Below are 18,365 nucleotides of genomic sequence, written 5' to 3' on the forward strand. Positions count from 1 at the left end.
GACCGGGCGGGAGAGCGCCAAGTACGGCCAAAATCAACTCCGGAATACGATTTACTTACATGTGTTTAATGCGCCCAACATATCGGCGCACAACGATTAATAGTCTGTGCGGGTTTTAAAAACGATTTTCCACACTCAGCACAAAACACAGGTCGCCATGCCGGGCTGCTCACCGTCCTGAATCGCGCCCAAAGGTGCGGTCGCCATGGTTGACTTGGTGTTGAATGCGGCTTTACAGGAATGAAGCGCGAACCGGTTGGGGAACGTCCTGGTGCCAATCCGGTACCGACTGCTCGAACCCGCCCTCTCGCGATATCCTAAGTGATTGAAAAATCACCTTGGAGGGATGGCCGAGCGGTTTAAGGCACCGGTCTTGAAAACCGGCGTGGGTGCAAGCCCACCGTGGGTTCGAATCCCACTCCCTCCGCCATGCCATTACGTGATAGTACCCTGTGCCATGATGGTTTCTGTCAAACCCCCTTCTCTCCAGGTGTTCGACATAGGCGGCGCTGCCGAGCGTCTGCCCAACCGCGCTCCGTTTCGCGCTATCGGCAAGGCGATTCGTCGTCGTGTGGAGGCAGGCTCCGCTCTTCTCGATCTAAAGTCCGCTTCCCACAAGGTGGCGATGCTCGCACGTCTTGTGGGGCGCGAAAGTGCTATTGTCGAAACCGAGTTTCAGGATGACGAGCGAGCATCGATTGGGGGCTCACTGTTCCAGCACGCCTTGCTGCTTTATGCGAGGGTTGCGACTTCGAATGACCAGCGCGGCGCGATGCCATTGACTAACGGTTGGACCGACGAACAGCGCGCAAAGCACAGACATCTCCTCGATCTACGGCGCAAGGTGGTAGCGCACTTCGGATACGGCGATCACTACGCGGATGGGACATGGGCGATGGACCGGCTTCTCCTCGTGCAGTTGGCTGACGGCCAGTTCACACAGGTCGATTATGGTCAACGGACGAATTACAAGCAGAACGACGCCAAACTACTGAGCGATATGCTTCCACTAGCCCTGTCATCGATCGAGCGGATCAAAGTTGAACGGGACACTGATCTAGATCAGCTTCTAACGAGCTTGCCGCCCGCCGATTTCGCTGTCTTCGCGAAAGCCCTCGGCAATCCCATTGACGGTGTGGAGAACCTCCCGGCCGAGCTGTTTGCTAGCCTCGGCACTCCGCCGCGCGACCTTTTTCACACGCTCAGCCCAGCAAAAGAGCCACCTTCGTTCGGGATGATCGATCAGCGTCCACCGGCAGCCGACGCCTCATCGGGTTGATTTCCGCGCCCGAATATGGTGCTTCTCCCGCCCATGAATAAACTTGCGGTCCTCGCATGCTTGATGCTGGCTTGGCCGGCCAGCGCCATGGACAGCGCATTGCGCGCCGGCCTGCTGAAACTCGATCCGCAAACCCGGCTGGAGCAGAGATGCGACGCCGAAATTCTCGACCGGATTACCCGCGACGACCACAAATACAGAGCCGATCGCGTCGTCGCTTACGCCTTCGCGACGCCCGAAATGGGCGCCGATGCGATCAGGAGCCCGGGCGCTGCCTTTCGCAGCAAGGGACAATGGTACCGGCTGAAATTCAAATGCGAGACAGCGCCGGACCATATGGAAGTCCTGCAACTCCGCTACCGGATCGGCGACGAAATTCCCGAAAGCGACTGGCCCAAATACAATCTCTACAACTAAGCATTCGCGACCTCTGGCCGCATTTTCGCCGGTGTTTCGGGCCGATCGTCGCAAACTCTGTATGTTGCCGCCGTGACGGGCGGTTTGCCGACCTTGTTCCAACCAGTCCCTTGACGCGCGGGAACCATACACGTTAGGGCCTCCAGGCATTCAACCCGAACGGCCGGCCAACCAGCAAGGGAACTCCCAGTCGATGGAAATTTTCACCGCCGCGGGCTTCTCTGCCCTGCTCCAGGTCATCGCCATCGATCTCGTGCTTGCAGGCGATAACGCCATTGTCATCGGCCTTGCCGCTGCCGGCCTGCCGGTCGAGCAGCGCAAGAGAGCGATCCTTATCGGCGTGGTGGCGGCGACGGTGCTGCGCATCGGTTTTGCAGCTATCACTGTCACTCTGCTCCAGATTGTCGGCCTGCTGCTGGCCGGCGGCATCCTGCTGCTGTGGGTGTGCTGGAAGATGTATCGCGAACTGCGCACCTCCCATGCCGACGAAGTGGAGGCGACCGAGGCGTTGTCCAATTCCGATATCAACAGCGATAATATGGTGGCCGGGAAGGCGCGTAAGAAGACGCTGGGTCAGGCTGCATTGCAGATCGTCATCGCCGACGTCTCTATGTCGCTCGACAACGTACTGGCAGTCGCCGGCGCAGCGCGCGATCACTTCCAGGTGCTGGTGATCGGCCTGGTCCTGTCGATCGCGCTGATGGGCCTTGCCGCGAGCTTCATCGCCAAGCTGCTGCACCGCCACCGCTGGATCGCCTATATCGGCCTTTTGATCATCTTCTATGTCGCGCTCGATATGATCTATCGAGGCGCGGTGGAAGTCTTGCCGCATGTCAGCAGTGCGGTGAGCTGACGCATCGACTCGAATTCGCATCGGCCGGCACTTCGACTTCGGCCAGCCTTCGGGGGCGCTTGCGTTTCGCTGCAGCCGCTGCCCATACCAATGCGGCAACAACTGTGGTACTGCGCCGCCAATCCTGAAAATCCGGAAAAGCTTTGATGTCCGCCCCTCGTGTCAGCTTCGTCAGTCTTGGATGCCCGAAAGCCCTTGTGGATTCGGAACGCATCATCACGCGCCTGCGCGCCGAAGGCTACGAGATCGCCCGCAAGCACGACGGCGCCGACCTGGTCGTCGTCAACACCTGTGGCTTCCTCGATTCGGCCCGCGACGAATCGCTCAACGCCATCAGCTCGGCACTTTCGGAGAATGGCAAGGTCATCGTCACCGGCTGCCTCGGCGCCGAACCGGACGTCATCCGTGAAAGACATCCCAACGTCCTCGCCATCACCGGCCCGCAAGCTTATGAAAGCGTGATGGCGGCAGTGCATGAGGCCGCTCCCCCGAGCCACGATCCCTATATCGACCTTTTGCCGCCGCAGGGCGTCAAGCTCACGCCGCGCCACTATGCCTATCTCAAGATTTCGGAAGGCTGCAACAACCGCTGCACCTTCTGCATCATCCCGGCGCTGCGCGGCGATCTCGTATCGCGGCCGGCCGCCGACGTGTTGCGCGAAGCCGAGAAGCTGGCCAAGGCCGGGGTCAAGGAGATCCTCGTCATCTCGCAGGACACCAGCGCCTACGGCATCGACATCAAATACCAGACCAGCATGTTCGGCGATCGCGAAGTGCGGGCGAAATTCCTCGATCTGTCGGAAGAGCTGGGTAAGCTCGGTGTCTGGGTGCGCATGCACTATGTCTATCCCTATCCGCATGTCGCCGACGTCATCCCGCTGATGGCCGAAGGCACTATCCTTCCCTATCTCGACATCCCGTTCCAGCACGCCTCGCCGCAGGTGCTGAAGAACATGCGCCGGCCCGCCCATGGCGAAAAGACGCTCGAGCGCATTCGCGGCTGGCGCGAGGTTTGTCCGGATCTCGCCATCCGCTCCACCTTCATCGTCGGTTTCCCCGGCGAGACGGACGACGATTTCGAGATGCTGCTCGACTGGCTGGACGAGGCCAGGATCGATCGTGCCGGCTGCTTCAAATACGAGCCGGTCAGAGGCGCCCGTGCCAACGAGCTCGGCCTCGAGCAAGTGCCTCAGGAGGTCAAGGAAGCCCGCTGGCACCGCTTCATGCAGCGCCAGCAGAAGATCTCGGCAACGCAACTCACCAAGAAAATCGGCAAGCGCCTGCCGGTCCTGATCGACGAAGCACATGGCAATTCGGCCAAGGGCCGGACCAAATACGATGCGCCCGAAATCGACGGTTCGGTCCATATCCAGTCGCGGCGGCCGTTGCGCGCCGGCGACATCGTCACGGTCAAGATCGATCGTGCCGACGCTTACGACCTCTACGGCTCGGCGGTCTGATATCGTTCAATCCAAAACAAAAAGGGCGCCGCGTGGCGCCCTTTCGTTCGATGTGTTTCCGGTTGCTTACTGTGGCAGCTTGTCGTCGACGCCCTTCACGTAGAAATTCATCCCAAGCAGCGTGCCGTCGTCAGCGACCTCGCCGTCCTTCAGCCATGGTGTGCCGTCCTGCTTGACGATCGGCCCGGTGAAGGGATTCCAGCCGTCGGCTATCTTCTTGGTGGTGGCCTCGGCCATCACCTTGACGTCGTCGGGCATATTGGTGAACGGCGCCAGCTTGACGGCGCCGTCCTTGATGCCGAGCCAGACATTGTCGGGCTTCCAGGTGCCGTCGAGCGCCGCCTGGACCCGGCTGATGTAGTACGGGCCCCACTCGTCGGTCAGCGAGGTCAGCTGCGCGTGCGGCGCGAACTTGATCATGTCGGAGGACTGGCCGAAGCCGTGCAGCTTGCGCTCCTCCGCCACCTGCAAAGCAGCGGTCGAGTCGGTGTGCTGGACGATGATGTCGGCGCCTTGGTCGAACAATGCCTTGGCTGCGTCGGCTTCCTTGCCCGGATCGAACCAGGAGTTCACCCAGACGATCTTCGCCTTGAAGTTCGGGTTGATCGACTGCGCGCCGAGCATGAAGGAATTTATGCCCATCACCACTTCCGGGATCGGGAAGGAAACGATATAGCCGGCGACGCCCGACTTCGATTGCTTGGCGGCGATCTGGCCAAGCACGTAGCGGCCTTCATAGAAACGCGCATTGTAGATGCCGAGATTTTCGGCCGTCTTGTAGCCGGTGGCGTGCTCGAACATCACCTTGGGGAATTTCTTGGCGATCTTCACTTCCGGGTCCATGAAACCGAAGGACGTGCCGAAAATGATCTTGCAACCTTCGCGTGCCAGGCGTTCGAAGGCGCGATCGGCGTCGGGGCCTTCGGAGACGTTCTCGAGATAGGCGGTCTCGACCTTGTCGCCGAGTGCCTTTTCCACCTCGAGGCGGCCTTGGTCGTGCTGGTAGGAGTAACCGAAATCGCCTATCGGGCCGGTATAGACCCAGCAGGCCTTCAACTTGTCCGCCGCCTCGGCTGACGCCGCCAGTGACAATGCGGCCGTCGTCGCCATCAGGGCAATAAGCAGTTTTTTCATTGTGTTACCTCTCTGAGTTAAGCCTTGGAGCTTCCGTCTTTTTGTTGTCAACGATCCGGAACGAAGGGCTGGCCCAGGGAAGCCGGCGTGTTCATCATCGTCAGACGCTTGTTACGCGAGATTAGAACGAGAACCACGACGGTTGCCAGATAGGGCAGCGAAGAAAGCAGTTGCGAGGGGACCGGAATGCCAAATGCCTGTGCATGAAGCTGGCCGATCCAGACCGCGCCGAAAATATAGGCGCCGGCTAACACCCGCCATGGCCGCCAGGAGGCGAAGACGACCAGAGCCAGCGCGATCCACCCGCGGCCGGCGGTCATGTTCTCCACCCATTGCGGTGTATAGACCAGCGACAGGTGGCCGCCGGCAAGGCCTGCACAAGCGCCGCCGAAAATCACCGAAAAATAGCGGTAGCGGATGACGTGGATGCCAAGCGCATGGGCGGATGCATGACTGTCGCCGATCGAACGCAGAGTGAGCCCGGTGCGGGTCTTGAACAGGAACCACATGACGGCGGCGGTCAGCGCGATCGAGATGTAGAAGATCGGATCCTGACCGAACAGCAGCCTGCCGACGATGGGGATTGCGGTCAGGCCGGGAATATCGAGGTTAGGCAACCTCTCGCCGGGCTGGCCGACAAAATTCGTCCCCATCATGCCGGAAAGACCGAGGCCAAGCAGCGTCAGCGACAGGCCGGTGGCCACTTGATTGGTGGCCAGCGACAGGGTCATGACCGCGAACAGAAGCGAGAACACTGCCCCCATGGCAATTGCCGCCAACAGCCCTATCCACGGCGAGCCGGTCAGATAGCCGGCGCCGAAACCGCCGACCGCGCCCATGATCATCATGCCTTCGACGCCGAGATTGAGCACGCCGGAACGTTCGACCACCAGTTCGCCGATCGCCGCTATCAGCAGCGGCGTCGCCGCCGTGGCGATGGTCAAGAGGATGTTGACGGTGATGTCCATCAGCGGGCTTCCTCCAGCTTCGGTGCTGCCTCGAGTTTCGGCGCGGAAAGGCCGGTCAGGCGGATGCGATAGTGAATGAGCGTGTCGCAGCCGAGCACGAAGAACAAAAGCATCCCCTGGAACACGCGCGCCACCTTGTCGGAGATGCCGAGCGCGCTTTGCACCGCCTCGCCGCCGAGATAGGTCAGCGCCAGCACAAGGCCGGCGGCAACGATGCCCAGCGGATTGAGCCGGCCGAGGAATGCCACGATGATGGCGGTAAATCCGTAGCCGGGCGAGATCACAGGCTGCAACTGCCCGATGGCGCCAGAGACCTCCGAAATGCCGGCAAGCCCGGCCAGTGCGCCCGATAGCAGAAAGGCAAAGAAAACCATGCGGCTGAGGCCAAAACCGGCGAAGCGCCCTGCCCTCGGGCTCGAGCCGAGTACGCGGACCTCGAAGCCTTTCAGCATACGGCTCATCAGAATCCAGATCAGCACTGCCGCGATCAGCGCGAAGACAAATCCCCAGTTCGCCCTGCCGGATTCCGGGAGGAGTTCCGGAAGGATAGCCGAGTCGTTGAACTGGATGGTCTGCGGGAAACCATGACCCTGCGGATCGCGCCACGGCCCGCGCACCAGCCAATCGAGGAAGAGCTGGGCGACATAGACCAGCATCAGGCTGGTCAGGATCTCGTTGGTGTTGAAGCGCGTCTTCAGCAGTGCCGGGATTGCGGCATAGGCGGCCCCACCGATCATGCCAAAAAGAAGCATCAACGGCAGCACCAATGGGCCTTCGAACTGCGGAAACAGCACGGGAATGATCGAGCCGACAATGCCGCCCAGGATGAACTGGCCTTCGGCGCCGATGTTCCAGATGTTTGCCTTGTAGCAGACCGACAGCCCGATCGCGATCAGGATCAGGGGGGCGGCCTTGATCGCCAGTTCATGCAACTGCCAGACTTGGCTGATCGGTTCAATGAAGTAGATGCGGAACGCCGTCAACGGGTTGACGCCGAGCAGCGCGAACATGATAGCACCAGCAATGATCGTCAAAACGAAAGCGATGAACGGCGAGAGTGCCGAAAACAGCATCGAGCGCTGCGGGCGTTTTACAAGTTCGAGGCGCATCAAGCCGTCTCCAACGTATGTTCGGCATGCCCGGGTTCTGAGCCGCCCATCAGCAGCCCGATCTTCTCGAATGTCGCTTCAGCTATCGGCAGCGGCCTCGACAGTTCGCCATTGTGCATGACCGTGATCGCATCGGAAATCTCGAACAGCTCGTCGAGGTCCTGGCTGATCACCAGCACCGCCGAGCCGCTGCGCGCTAGCTCGATCAGCGCCTGGCGGATGCGGGCCGCCGCACCCGCGTCGACCCCCCAGGTCGGCTGATTGACCACCAGGACGCTTGGCCGGCGGTCGAGTTCGCGGCCGACGATGAATTTCTGCAGATTGCCGCCCGAAAGAGCCGCAGCCTCCGGATCCGGCGCGCTCTTGCGCACGTCCATCGCCTTTATGATGCGCTGGGCAGCGGAATAGATTGCATCGCTCTTGACCGTTCCACCGGCGCCGACAAACATCTTGCCATCGGTGGCGTGGCGCGACAGAAGCAGGTTCTCCGAAAGCTTCATGCGCGGTGCTGCGCCATGGCCGAGCCGCTCTTCCGGGACGAAGGCAGCGCCCATCAGGCGCCTGCCGGTGATGGTGAGGCCTCCGGCATCCTTGCCACGGATGCGGACCGAGCCGGCATCCTGCTGCAGCACCTCGCCGGAAACGGATTCGAAGAATTCGCCCTGGCCGTTGCCGGCCACACCGGCAATGCCGATCACCTCGCCGGCGCGGACCTCGAGATTGATGTTCCTGAGCGGGATCGAGAACGGGGTCGCCGGCTTGCGGGTGAGTTCGCGGATTTGAAGCAGCACCGGCGCGGTCTCGATATCTTCGGCCGGCGCCCGCACCACAGCCTGAACCTCGTTGCCCACCATCATCCGCGCCAACGAAGACGCGGTTTCCTGGCGCGGATTGCAATGGCCGACCACCTTGCCGTGACGCAGCACGGTGGCGCGGTCGCAAATGCGTTTGACCTCTTCCAGCCGGTGCGAAATGTAGAGGATGGATTTTCCTTCCGAACGCAGCCGCTCGAGCGTCTCGAACAGCTTATCGGCTTCCTGCGGCGTCAGCACCGAAGTCGGCTCGTCCAGGATGATGAGTTGCGGCGTCTGCAGCAGGCAGCGGATGATTTCGATACGCTGACGCTCGCCGACCGACAGATCACCGACCAGCGATAGCGGATCGAGAGGCAGGCCATAACTGTAGGAGAGCGCCCTCGCCTTGGCCGCGATCGTGCTGATCGGCGAGCCGTCATCCAGCGACAGCGCGATGTTCTCCGCTGCCGTCAGCGCTTCAAACAGCGAAAAATGCTGGAAAACCATGCCGATGCCGAGCTTTTTTGCGGCGCCGGGGCTGGTGATCCTGACCGCCTGGCCATTCCAGAAAATCTCACCTGAATTCGGTTCCAGCGATCCGAACAGCATTTTCACCAGCGTCGACTTGCCGGCGCCGTTCTCGCCAAGCAACGCGTGGATCTCGCCCTTGGCGATGTTGAGATCGACATGGTCGCACGCCGTCAGCGTGCCGAATATCTTGGTGAGGCCGCGAACCTCCAGCAGGTTTGCGCCGTCTTGATCTGCACTCACAGTGCCTCCATCTGGTTTGCCAGATATGTTCTGTGTTCCCGCAAACATCGTATGCGCGCCCTGCTCTCGACGGTAAGCGCCTCACGACTTGAAAGAGCTTCAAGAATTTCAGCGGAAACTCAAGCGGTAAAGCGCAGTTCGCAAGAACCGCGGCGTCGGCGGGCCGAAACTGCGGGCGCTCAGGGGATAAGTATCGTTGTCCCGGTCGTCCTGCGCCCTTCGAGATCGGAATGCGCCTTGCCGGCATCGCTGAGCGCGTAACGCTGATTGATCTTGATCTTGACGGCACCGCTGAGCACGACATCGAACAAGGCGCCGGCGGAAGCCTCGAGGTCCTCGCGCTTGGCATTATAGACGAACAGCGTCGGCCGCGTTGCGAACAACGAGCCCTTCTGCGCCAGCAATGAGATGCTGAAGGGCGGGATCGGCCCAGACGATTGACCGAAGCTGACGAACATGCCGAGCGGCCGCAGGCAATCGAGCGAGGCCGGGAACGTATCGTTGCCGACCGAATCGTAGACAACGTCGCATTTCTTGCCACCGGTGATGGCGGCAACACCGGCGACGAAATCCTGCTCGCGATAGTTGATCACGTGGTCGAAGCCGTGCGCCTTGGCGAGCTCGATCTTGTCGGTCGAACTTGCGGTGCCGATCACCGTCGCGCCGAGATGCTTGGCCCATTGGCCGAGGATCAGCCCGACACCGCCGGCCGCCGCGTGAAACAGGATCGTATCGCCCGCCTTCACTTTGAACGTACGGCGCAACAGGTACTCGGCGGTCATGCCCTTCAGCATCATAGCCGCAGCCTGTTCGTCGCTGATGCCGTCAGGCACCTTCACCACGCGGTCGGCGGCGATCACGCGCTGCCCGGCATAGGCGCCGGTGGTCACCGCATAGGCGACGCGATCCCCGGGCGTCAGCCAGTCGACATCTGTGCCGACCTCCAAAACCACGCCGGCCGCCTCACCGCCGGGGATCAGCGGAAATCCGCCCTGCGGCGGATAAAGGCCCGAGCGGTAATAGACGTCGATGAAATTGAGACCGATCGCGGTGTGCCTGACCAGAATCTGCCCCGAGCCCGGCCGCCCGGGATCGGTATCCTCATAGGTCAGGACCTCCGGACCGCCATTGGCGTGGATGCGGATCGCTTTGGACATTTTCCGGCTCTCTTGGGATCAGGCTTTCTTGTCCGGCTTGGCGCCGAGATTTGGAAAGAACTGCATGATAGCGCCGATGCAAGCGAGGTAAAGCCCGGTGACCGTAATTCCGATCTTGATGAAATCGCTGACCTGCTCGCCCAGCACGCCGATCTGGTCATAGAAGGAGGCAAGCGCGGCCTGCGCCAGCGCCAGCGCGCCGAAAGCACACCAAAGCAGCGTCATGCCGAGATTGACTGGCCGCAGCCGCTTCACCCGCACCGGATGGATGAAATGGATCGGCACGAAGGTGAGAATGCCGGCCACCACGACCACGGCGAAGGAAACCGATTGTCCGGGTTCGATGACGAACAGCGTGAACACCACCATGTTCCAGACGACTGGAAAGCCCTTGAAGAAATTCTCCTTCGTCTTCATGCCGGTATCGGCATAGTAGATTGCGCTCGACACCACGATGATCGCCGCCGACAGGAACGACAGGCGCTCGCCCATGAAGCCGCGCTGATAGAGCGCGAAGGCCGGAATCAGCACGTAGGTCACGTAGTCGATGATGTTGTCGAGGAGTTCGCCCGACCATGTCGGTAGGATTTCCTTGACGTCGAGCTTCCTGGCGATCGGCCCGTCGATGCCGTCGACGAACAGCGCCAGCCCTAGCCACCAGAACATCGCCGTCCAGCGCTGCTCGCTTGCTGCGACCAGCGACAGAAACGCCAGGAATGAGCCCGACGCGGTCAAGAGATGGACCGAGAACGCCCGCGCCTGCGGCCATGTGACTTTCTTCTTCGGCCGCGGAATCCGGTCGGCGATTTTCCTGGCCGTCGTCTTCTTGCTCACGGTCCCCGCCAGTCCAGCTTGCAGATTTCGGCCGAGCGGCCGGCAAAGTTCCAGTTGCGGCCAAAGGCCCGCATTTTGCTCCTGTCGGATTTGGCGACGATGATCTCCGGCGCGATCCAGTATTCCGAATTGGTGATGACCGTATCCTTGTCGCGATCCTTGCCGGTGATCGGCGTCACCGCGCCATCGATGATCTTCGGTATCTGAAAGATGCGCGTTTTCTCACGCGTCTCGTAGGTGATCGGCACCTGCTCGGCGCCGAGGAACTGTCCGACCAGGATCGAGAGCAGCGATGTGGTTCCGCCGGCCTTGCCGGTGAATATCTTCGTCAGTGCCTTCACAGCGTAGACCGAGGCGCGCTTGTCGATGAACAGGCCGGCAGTCCAGTTGCCGCGGCTCATATAGCCGGGGATTTCCATGATCAGCCCAAGATTGAGACCAGACAGGTCGACCTCGCCGAAATGGCCGGCATCGATGCGGAATCCGGCCCAGGTCTGGCAATAGCCTTCCGTCGGCGGATGATTGCCGAGCGACAGCACGCAAGGGCAAAAAACCGTGCAATTGCAGGAGAGGACGAGCTCTCCCTTCATTGCCCAGTTTTGGTCTGTCATCGAATTCTCCCCCTCATGTCGAGACTACTAGCAGCGTGGCTGCCCAGACAAGCAGTATCGCGCCGGCCAGCCGCGTCGGCAGATTGCCTGCCGCCTGTTTTTCGACCAGGCTAAACAGGCCGATGAGCGCCATCCAGAACACGTTCATCACGCCGACGGCAAACATTACCAGCATCAGCGCCCAGCAGCATCCAAGGCACCACAGGCCCTGCTCCATGCCGAGCCGGAAAATGCGAATGGGCCTGGCGCTCCAGTTGGCGAACAGGACCGAGAACGGATTTCTGCACTTCTCCAGACAGGCTTCCTTCAGCCAGCTGAACTGATAGAGACCAGCGATCGACAGCGCGGCTGCTCCGGCAATTCCAACCGCCGGATCGAGCATCTGCCCGGGTGACGCGAATGCATCGACTGCTAGCGTCAGGGCTGCGAACATTGCCGAGGCGGCAAGCCAGACGCTTAAATATCCAGCGACGAGGACCAACGGATGGGCGACCGGCTCCCTCTTGATCCTGGCGGTATCTGCGATCTCGCAATAGGTCCGGATCATCGGCGCCGCGGAGGGCAGCATGGTCGCGATGGCCATCAACAGCCACATCGCGGTGAGTGCCCCGCCTTGCGCGCCTAGGCTTGCGTGAAGCGGCGCCGGCGCAAGGCAAAGGGCGAAGAAACGCGCAAGGAAATCCGGCAGCGGCAGTTGCGGCAGATATCTCAGCATAGTGTCACCGGGTGCATCGGTGCCCGGGAGCCGGCTTACGGCACCACGAACTGCAATTGCGCCGAGAAGGAGCCATGCAAGGGCGATGCCCATGCCAGCAACAACGCTCACCGTCAGTCGAGGGCTGCGCGCAACGCTCGCCATCGCACGGCCGATACCGTCCAGGTGGCTGAAATCGTCTTGTTGGCCGGTCATGGCAACCGAATGGGCCGAATCGCCGCGTTGATCAAGCGACATCACCTGACCTATATGGACCGGCAGGTCGGATAGGCCTCACCTCGCAATCGGGAAGCCGAATTTGGATCATCGGGAAACAGCACGGATACTCGTTGCCGGCAGCGGCCCCGCAGGGCTGATCGCGGCGCTTGGCTTTGCCGAGACCGGCTTTCCCGTGACGCTCGTCGGACCCGAGGCAGCCGGCCCCGATGCCCGGACGACAGCCTTGATGAACCCTGCCCTGAAGATGTTAGAACGGCTCGGGATCCTGGATAGAATCAGGCCGCACGCAGCGCCGCTCAAGGTGATGCGCATCGTCGATGCAACAAGCCGGCTGATCCGCGGCCCGACAGTGACCTTTCGCGCCAGCGAGATCGACGAAGAGCAATTCGGACTGAACGTGCCCAACAGCGTTCTCAACCGCGCGCTAGCCGAGGCTGTCGGCGCGCATGCGGGCATCGAGTGGCGAAAGTCGATGGTGGAGGCATGGCGCCTCGATGCCGACCATGCCCATGCCGTTCTCGCCGACGGCAGCGAGATTGAGGCGTCGTTGGCGGTTGCCGCCGATGGCCGTCAGTCGCCGGCCCGCGAGGCAGCCGGCATCCGGACATCGGTCCGATCCTATCCGCAGGCGGCGCTGGTGCTCAATTTCGGTCACCGCAGCGACCATGCCTTTACTTCGACCGAATTCCACACCGAGACCGGTCCGTTCACACAGGTTCCCCTGCCCGGCAACCGGTCCAGCCTTGTCTGGGTGCTCGAGCCCGATACCGCCAGGGACCTTGCAGCACTTGACGACGCCGAGCTTTCGACGCGGGTCGAACAGCGGATGCAATCGATGCTGGGCCGCGTGTCGGTTGAGCCCGGCCGACAGGTCTACCCCCTTTCAGCGGTGAGCCCGTGGCGGTTTGCGCAGCACCGCGTGGCGCTTGTCGGCGAAGCCGCCCATGTGTTTCCCCCAATCGGCGCGCAAGGCCTTAATCTCGGCATCAGGGACATCGACGACCTGATTGGTACCGCAAGCAGAAATCGCTCGGACCCGGGCGCCGCCAAGGCGCTTGCGACCTATGATTTCAAGCGGCGGCCGGACATCCTGGCGCGCAGCAGCGCGGTCAACCTGCTCAACATGTCGTTGCTTTCCGACATGCTGCCGGCCCAGTTGGCGCGCAGCGCTGGTCTTGGCGTGCTTGAAGGGTTTGCGCCGTTGCGGGCATTTTTTATGCGCGAGGGTCTGCGACCCGGCAGCGGTTTTGCGGCATTTTTTGGTGGATTGCGAAAACCGGCTGAGAGCTAGCGATCTTGGGTACGGCCCTTGCTCCGCATCTTGCGAACTCAACCCGGCGTCACGCGCTTCGGGATTGAATTGACGCAGAGTCTGCGCCAAATAACGAACATGTCGACGGCAAGGTCTGGACCAATCTTTGCCGGACCGATGCGTTAGAGTCTGAAGTCTTGGAGCGTTCCTTGCGTGTTCCAGGATGCGTGGCGTCCAAGAAGTTCAAGTGGTGAGTGCGATGAAGACAGCCAAATTCTCGATCGGACAGGTGGTTCGCCACCGGCTGTTTCCGTTCCGCGGCGTCATTTTCGATGTCGACCCGCAATTCGCCAACACCGACGAATGGTACGAGGCGATCCCCGCTGACGTGCGGCCGCGCAAGGACCAGCCCTTTTATCATCTGCTCGCCGAGAATTCGGAAACGGAATACATCGCCTACGTGTCCGAGCAGAATTTGCTCGAGGACCGGTCGGGCGAACCGGTCCGGCATCCACAGATAGGTGAGATGTTCGAGAAGAGGCCGGACGGGCGCTACGAACCGAAGCACCAATCGAGACATTGATGACTTAGCTAGGACTTGGCCGGCTTGAGACATGGCTGGACCCGACAATCAGCCGGTTCAGCAAAAAAAGCGGGGCATGAACCCCGCTTTTTGTTTGTTCGAAAACCCGTCGATCAGTTGGCGGCAGTCGATCAGTTGGCGGCCTTCGCCTTTTCCTGCTCTTCCTTGAGCTTCTTGGCAAAATCCTGGTTGTTCTTGGCGACGAACTCCTGGAGCTTCTTCTGCCGGTCCTCGATGTCCGACTGCTGCAGCGGCGGGCCGTCGAAGGCGCCGCTGAAGCCGGTCAGCGCAATCTTGATCGGATTCGGCTGGTTCTGGAAATTGATCGAGGTCAGTGTCAGCGCCGATCCCTTCTTGAAGGATGCGACGAGCTGATCGGTCAGCGGCACTTCCGCCACGCAGCGGTCCGGGAAGCAGATCACATAGTCGAGCTTCTGCGCCTTGCCGCCGTCGATCTGGAGGCCGATGCCGGGAGGAACCAGCCGGCCGGTCGGAACCGTCACCTGGAACACCTTGCGGTTCACCTTGCCCTTCAATTCGATCAGGCTGACGCCGGTGATGAGCTGGCCGTTGCCGGCGGTGGTGATGTTCTGGACATTGCAGATGTCGACGTCTTCCTGCTTGGTGCAGGCCTTGAACCAGCCTTGCGGAATCTGCTGTTGCTGCTGCGCGGAAGCAGCGGGAATCCCGGCGCCGAGAATGCCGACCACGCCAGCGGCCATGACCGACAGGCGGTACGCGTTGCTGTTCAGGCTGGTCATGTCGTGCATTCCTCTCAAATGATCCCGGAACCGGCTTTTTCGCGCCGTGTGGTCCAGCTACCTGTTGCCGAAATGAGGCAACAGAATGACTTCGGACGGCGTGTTACACTGCAAGCGATGCCGAATCCAGCCCGAGCCTCGCGAATCTTGGCCGAAGGATTGGCTCAGGGGGTTGGCCGGTGCACGACCGGCTCATGTATGCTGCGCATCGAATCGGGAAGGAGACGGTCATGGGCCGCGTTGTCATTTGGCTGATCGCCACAATGTTGTTTGTCGGCCTTTCCCTGCAACCGGCCCTGTCGGAACCGAAGCACGCGCTTGCCATGCAGGGCGAGCCGGCGCTGCCGGCCGACTACAAGCATTTCAACTACGTCAACCCCGACGCGCCGAAGGGCGGCAGCATTACCTATTGCGTCGTCGGCTGCTTCGACAATCTGAATCCATTCATCCTGAAAAGCCTGCGCACGACGGCGCGCGGCATGATGGATCAAGCCTTTGGCAATCTCGTCTTCGAGCCGTTGATGCAGCGCAACTACGACGAGGCCTTCAGTCTCTACGGCCTGCTAGCCGATACCGCCGACATGGATCCCGAGCGCAAGGGCATCGAATTCCACCTCGATCCCAGGGCCAAATGGTCGGACGGCGAACCGGTGACGCCGGAAGACGTGTTGTTCACCTATGACGTCTTCACCGAGAAGGGCCGGCCACCTTACAGCCAGCGGATGAAAGCGATTGCCAAGCTCGAAAAGACCGGCGACCGCAGCGTGCGCTTCACCTTCAACGACAAGGCCGACCGCGAATTTCCGCTGATCATTGCGCTGACGCCGATCATCCCGAAACACGCTTTCAACAAGGACACATTCGACAGGACCACGCTGAAGCCGGTGGTCGGCAGCGGCCCTTACACGGTGGCGCAAGTCGTGCCCGGCCAGCGCATCGTGTTCAAGCGCAATCCGGACTATTGGGGCAAGGACGTTTCGTCCAAGCGCGGCTTCGACAATTACGACCAGATCACCATCGAATATTTCCTCAACGCCAACGCCAAGCAGGAAGCGTTCAAGAAAGGCATCTGCGCCATCGACGACGACAGCGACCCGGTCAAACGCGAGCGCGATCTCGACTTTCCGGCCTTCCACCGGGGCGAGGTCATCGCCGAAACTTTCGACACCGGCATTCCGCCGGTGGTCAACGGTTTTCTGTTCAACACGCGGCTGCCGAAATTTTCCAATCCGGTCGTGCGGCGTGCGCTCGGCATGCTCTACGATTTCGAATGGGCCAACAAGAATCTATTCGGCGGCAAATACACGCGAACGATGAGCTTTTGGCAGAATTCCGAACTCTCCGCGCTCGGCCACCCGGCCAGCGAAAAGGAAAAGGCCCTGCTGGCCCCTTACCCCGGCCGCGTGCCTGCAGATGTCATGGACGGCACCTACAGGCCGTCTGTCACCGACGGCTCTGGCCAGGACCGCAAGGTGCTGAAGGCCGCATTCGAGCTGCTGAAGAGCGCAGGCTATACGGTGCAGGACGGCGCGATGCTCGATCCCGAGGGAAAGCCGTTCGGTTTCGAGATCCTGACCGCCTCGCAGGACGAAGAGCGACTTGCCGCTATCTATCAGCGCACGCTTGAGAAGCTCGGCATCGATGTCGGTATCCGCAGCCTCGACGGTGATCAGATCCAGTCGCGCAAGCAGCGTTTCGATTTCGAGGTGCTGGTCGGCTCGACCGGTTTCAACAACTCGCTGTCGCCCGGTATCGAGCAAACCGGGCGCTGGGGATCCGCTGCCGCCAAGGCCGAAGGCTCGTTCAACCTCGCCGGCGTCGCCGATCCGGCGGTGGACGCGGCGATCGAGGCGATGTTGAGAGCTCGCTCGAAGGAGGACTATGTCGCCGCCGTCCGCGTCCTCGACCGGCTGTTGATCTCCGGTAACTACATGGTGCCGACGCAGCACAACAACCGGCAATGGCTCGCTTATTGGAAATATCTGGAACATCCGCAAAAGACGCCCATATACGGTTATCAGTTGCCGACCTGGTGGCGCAAACCGAAGTGACCTCTTCAGAACAGGAGATCAAGATGAACGACGAGAACTCGATTACCGTCGATGTGGTCTCCGACGTCGTCTGCCCCTGGTGCTTTATCGGCCAGAAACGGCTCGACAAGGCGATTGCCGCCGTCGATATCGACGTTCACATCCGCTGGCGGCCCTTCCAGCTCGACCCGACGATTCCGCCCGAAGGCAAGAACCGCCGCGACTACATGGTGGCGAAATTCGGCAGCGAGCAACGCATCCGCGAAATCCATGCCCGGATCGAGCCGTTGGGCGAGGCTGAAGGGATTTCCTTTGCCTTCGACGCCATCAAGGTCGCGCCCAATACGCTGGATGCGCACCGGCTCATTCGCTGGGCCGGGACTGCCGGCGAGGCCGTTCAGAACCGGCTGGTGCGCCGGCTGTTCCAGCTGAATTTCGAGGAAGGCGCCAATCTCGGCGATCATGCCGTGCTGATCGAAGCCGCCCGCGAGGCCGGCATGGATGCCTCCGTGGTCGAAACGCTGCTGCCGACCGACGCTGATGTCGAGGCGGTGCGCACCGAAATCGCCACCGCTTCGCGCATGGGCATATCGGGCGTGCCGTGCTTTCTGCTTGAGGGCAAATATGCCGTAATGGGAGCCCAGGACGCCGATACGCTTGCCGATGCGATCCGCCAGGTTGCAGCGGCCAAGGCACGCGGCGAGCTGGAAACGGCCAACTGAGCCGGACTATTTCACCGTCACCTTGGCCTTGCTGACGAAAAAGCCATGGCCATGCTTGCCGGTGCAGGTCAATCCCTTGGTGGATGACTGGCAGGAAAACGGCCCCTTGCTCCAGCTATTGCCGTAGGCCAGCTTGGTGACGTCGCCGCAGCAGCCTTGCTCGCCCGGATACTTGATCAGCGTCGCTGGGCGTTTCGGCCCGAGGATGATGGTGATGTAGCTGGGCTCGACACGCGAACAGCTCAGCTCCGGTCCGCCATCCTGCGGCTCGTAGGTGCTGGTGCCGCCCTTCGGCGTATAGATGCAGCCGATATTGCCGGACGGAGTGTTGAACTCGACCTGCCCCTCGGCGTTTGCAGGAACGGTCTGGCTGCCGGCATATGTTTGCGGCAGCCAGGCAAATGTTGCGAGCATCGCGGCAAAAAAAGTCCGTGCAAGCATGAAGAACTCCCCCCGGTTCAAACGTGGATGCGCCCCGGCAGGTTCGATCCGTAGCGCATCATTGTCAAACGCAGTTTTGTTCGCGCTCTAAAAAAGCATGGTCTAATGGATGTTGGTCCGCATCCTAGACTGTGCCGGAGAAGTCATTGCTTGGCTGATTACGGGTTCGTGGCAAGGCGGCTTCAACCACGAATCATACGGTCACGTTCTGGCCACCGACGAGGTCGGACCTGACCGTAAAGGCGGGCTGAAGAT

General features: G+C 61.1%; 18 protein-coding genes and 1 tRNA gene. 9 read left to right on the plus strand and 10 right to left on the minus strand.

What is annotated here, in order from left to right:
- Positions 1-340: 340 nt before the first annotated feature.
- From NKH71_RS10465 to rimO, 5 genes are all read left to right on the plus strand, one after another.
- Positions 341-430, plus strand: a tRNA-Ser gene (locus NKH71_RS10465).
- A 27-nt stretch (positions 431-457) separates the two neighbouring features.
- Positions 458-1,279, plus strand: coding sequence for a hypothetical protein (locus NKH71_RS10470; protein WP_352789990.1), 822 nt, complete (start codon positions 458-460; stop codon positions 1,277-1,279).
- A 15-nt stretch (positions 1,280-1,294) separates the two neighbouring features.
- On the plus strand, positions 1,295-1,696 hold the full coding sequence (locus NKH71_RS10475) for a DUF930 domain-containing protein (RefSeq protein ID WP_023717594.1): 402 nt from the start codon (positions 1,295-1,297) through the stop codon (positions 1,694-1,696).
- A 193-nt stretch (positions 1,697-1,889) separates the two neighbouring features.
- Positions 1,890-2,549 (plus strand): TerC family protein, encoded by a 660-nt coding sequence (locus NKH71_RS10480; protein WP_023717595.1) that lies wholly within the window; start codon positions 1,890-1,892, stop codon positions 2,547-2,549.
- Between the two features lie 146 nt (positions 2,550-2,695).
- The gene (gene rimO / locus NKH71_RS10485) at positions 2,696-4,009 is read left to right on the plus strand and encodes a 30S ribosomal protein S12 methylthiotransferase RimO (RefSeq protein WP_352894854.1); all 1,314 of its coding nucleotides are present in this window, start codon (positions 2,696-2,698) and stop codon (positions 4,007-4,009) included.
- Positions 4,010-4,075: 66 nt separating this feature from the next.
- Here the strand turns inward: rimO and NKH71_RS10490 are convergent, their stop codons facing one another.
- From NKH71_RS10490 to NKH71_RS10525, 8 genes are all read right to left on the minus strand, one after another.
- Positions 4,076-5,143 carry a BMP family ABC transporter substrate-binding protein gene (locus NKH71_RS10490; protein WP_023717597.1) on the minus strand — a complete coding sequence of 356 codons (1,068 nt, stop codon included), beginning with the start codon at positions 5,141-5,143 and terminating at the stop codon, positions 4,076-4,078.
- A gap of 47 nt (positions 5,144-5,190) precedes the next feature.
- Complete coding sequence (locus NKH71_RS10495; protein WP_352789995.1) at positions 5,191-6,111, minus strand: ABC transporter permease; 921 nt, start codon at positions 6,109-6,111, stop codon at positions 5,191-5,193.
- Positions 6,111-7,223: an ABC transporter permease gene (locus NKH71_RS10500; RefSeq protein ID WP_352482568.1), complete on the minus strand. Its 1,113-nt coding sequence runs from the start codon at positions 7,221-7,223 to the stop codon at positions 6,111-6,113. The genes NKH71_RS10495 and NKH71_RS10500 overlap by 1 nt, the downstream gene beginning before the upstream one ends.
- Positions 7,220-8,785 (minus strand): ABC transporter ATP-binding protein, encoded by a 1,566-nt coding sequence (locus NKH71_RS10505; protein ID WP_352482570.1) that lies wholly within the window; start codon positions 8,783-8,785, stop codon positions 7,220-7,222. The genes NKH71_RS10500 and NKH71_RS10505 overlap by 4 nt, the downstream gene beginning before the upstream one ends.
- Before the next feature lie 179 nt (positions 8,786-8,964).
- Positions 8,965-9,942, minus strand: a complete 978-nt coding sequence (locus NKH71_RS10510; RefSeq protein ID WP_352790000.1) for a quinone oxidoreductase family protein — start codon at positions 9,940-9,942, stop codon at positions 8,965-8,967.
- Positions 9,943-9,960: 18 nt separating this feature from the next.
- Positions 9,961-10,776: a phosphatidylcholine synthase gene (gene pcsA, locus NKH71_RS10515; RefSeq protein WP_352482573.1), complete on the minus strand. Its 816-nt coding sequence runs from the start codon at positions 10,774-10,776 to the stop codon at positions 9,961-9,963.
- Positions 10,773-11,387, minus strand: coding sequence for a DUF1326 domain-containing protein (locus NKH71_RS10520; protein WP_023717603.1), 615 nt, complete (start codon positions 11,385-11,387; stop codon positions 10,773-10,775). The genes pcsA and NKH71_RS10520 overlap by 4 nt, the downstream gene beginning before the upstream one ends.
- Before the next feature lie 13 nt (positions 11,388-11,400).
- On the minus strand, positions 11,401-12,339 hold the full coding sequence (locus tag NKH71_RS10525; RefSeq protein WP_352587504.1) for a DUF2182 domain-containing protein: 939 nt from the start codon (positions 12,337-12,339) through the stop codon (positions 11,401-11,403).
- Between the two features lie 61 nt (positions 12,340-12,400).
- Here NKH71_RS10525 and NKH71_RS10530 point away from each other — a divergent pair, with 61 nt between their 5' ends.
- Positions 12,401-13,612: a UbiH/UbiF family hydroxylase gene (locus NKH71_RS10530; RefSeq protein ID WP_352587501.1), complete on the plus strand. Its 1,212-nt coding sequence runs from the start codon at positions 12,401-12,403 to the stop codon at positions 13,610-13,612.
- Between the two features lie 220 nt (positions 13,613-13,832).
- Entirely contained in the window at positions 13,833-14,156 is a 324-nt protein-coding gene (gene hspQ, locus NKH71_RS10535; protein WP_352482577.1) for a heat shock protein HspQ, read from the plus strand.
- 131 nt (positions 14,157-14,287) lie between these two features.
- Here hspQ and NKH71_RS10540 read toward each other — a convergent pair whose 3' ends face one another.
- Positions 14,288-14,917, minus strand: coding sequence for an invasion associated locus B family protein (locus tag NKH71_RS10540; RefSeq protein WP_023717607.1), 630 nt, complete (start codon positions 14,915-14,917; stop codon positions 14,288-14,290).
- 230 nt (positions 14,918-15,147) lie between these two features.
- Here NKH71_RS10540 and NKH71_RS10545 point away from each other — a divergent pair, with 230 nt between their 5' ends.
- On the plus strand, positions 15,148-16,968 hold the full coding sequence (locus NKH71_RS10545) for an extracellular solute-binding protein (RefSeq protein ID WP_352894857.1): 1,821 nt from the start codon (positions 15,148-15,150) through the stop codon (positions 16,966-16,968).
- 23 nt (positions 16,969-16,991) lie between these two features.
- Positions 16,992-17,669, plus strand: coding sequence for a DsbA family oxidoreductase (locus tag NKH71_RS10550; protein WP_023717609.1), 678 nt, complete (start codon positions 16,992-16,994; stop codon positions 17,667-17,669).
- Positions 17,670-17,675: 6 nt separating this feature from the next.
- Here the strand turns inward: NKH71_RS10550 and NKH71_RS10555 are convergent, their stop codons facing one another.
- Complete coding sequence (locus NKH71_RS10555; RefSeq protein WP_023717610.1) at positions 17,676-18,110, minus strand: hypothetical protein; 435 nt, start codon at positions 18,108-18,110, stop codon at positions 17,676-17,678.
- Positions 18,111-18,365: the final 255 nt, after the last annotated feature.

The sequence above is a fragment of the Mesorhizobium sp. M0983 genome, assembly GCF_040318975.1.
In the GTDB taxonomy this organism is placed as follows: domain Bacteria; phylum Pseudomonadota; class Alphaproteobacteria; order Rhizobiales; family Rhizobiaceae; genus Mesorhizobium.

Bases quoted from the DNA above. Each gene is read 5' to 3' on its own strand.
- NKH71_RS10480 (WP_023717595.1), top strand. From the start codon at position 1,890: ATGGAAATTTTCACCGCCGCGGGCTTCTCTGCCCTGCTCCAGGTCATC.
- rimO (WP_352894854.1), top strand. From the start codon at position 2,696: ATGTCCGCCCCTCGTGTCAGCTTCGTCAGTCTTGGATGCCCGAAAGCC.
- NKH71_RS10495 (WP_352789995.1), bottom strand. From the start codon at position 6,111: ATGGACATCACCGTCAACATCCTCTTGACCATCGCCACGGCGGCGACG.
- NKH71_RS10475 (WP_023717594.1), top strand. From the start codon at position 1,295: ATGGTGCTTCTCCCGCCCATGAATAAACTTGCGGTCCTCGCATGCTTG.
- hspQ (WP_352482577.1), top strand. From the start codon at position 13,833: ATGAAGACAGCCAAATTCTCGATCGGACAGGTGGTTCGCCACCGGCTG.
- NKH71_RS10510 (WP_352790000.1), bottom strand. From the start codon at position 9,942: ATGTCCAAAGCGATCCGCATCCACGCCAATGGCGGTCCGGAGGTCCTG.
- NKH71_RS10550 (WP_023717609.1), top strand. From the start codon at position 16,992: ATGAACGACGAGAACTCGATTACCGTCGATGTGGTCTCCGACGTCGTC.
- NKH71_RS10520 (WP_023717603.1), bottom strand. From the start codon at position 11,387: ATGACAGACCAAAACTGGGCAATGAAGGGAGAGCTCGTCCTCTCCTGC.
- NKH71_RS10545 (WP_352894857.1), top strand. From the start codon at position 15,148: ATGGGCCGCGTTGTCATTTGGCTGATCGCCACAATGTTGTTTGTCGGC.
- NKH71_RS10470 (WP_352789990.1), top strand. From the start codon at position 458: ATGATGGTTTCTGTCAAACCCCCTTCTCTCCAGGTGTTCGACATAGGC.
- NKH71_RS10555 (WP_023717610.1), bottom strand. From the start codon at position 18,110: ATGCTTGCACGGACTTTTTTTGCCGCGATGCTCGCAACATTTGCCTGG.
- NKH71_RS10525 (WP_352587504.1), bottom strand. From the start codon at position 12,339: ATGTCGCTTGATCAACGCGGCGATTCGGCCCATTCGGTTGCCATGACC.
- NKH71_RS10540 (WP_023717607.1), bottom strand. From the start codon at position 14,917: ATGACCAGCCTGAACAGCAACGCGTACCGCCTGTCGGTCATGGCCGCT.
- NKH71_RS10490 (WP_023717597.1), bottom strand. From the start codon at position 5,143: ATGAAAAAACTGCTTATTGCCCTGATGGCGACGACGGCCGCATTGTCA.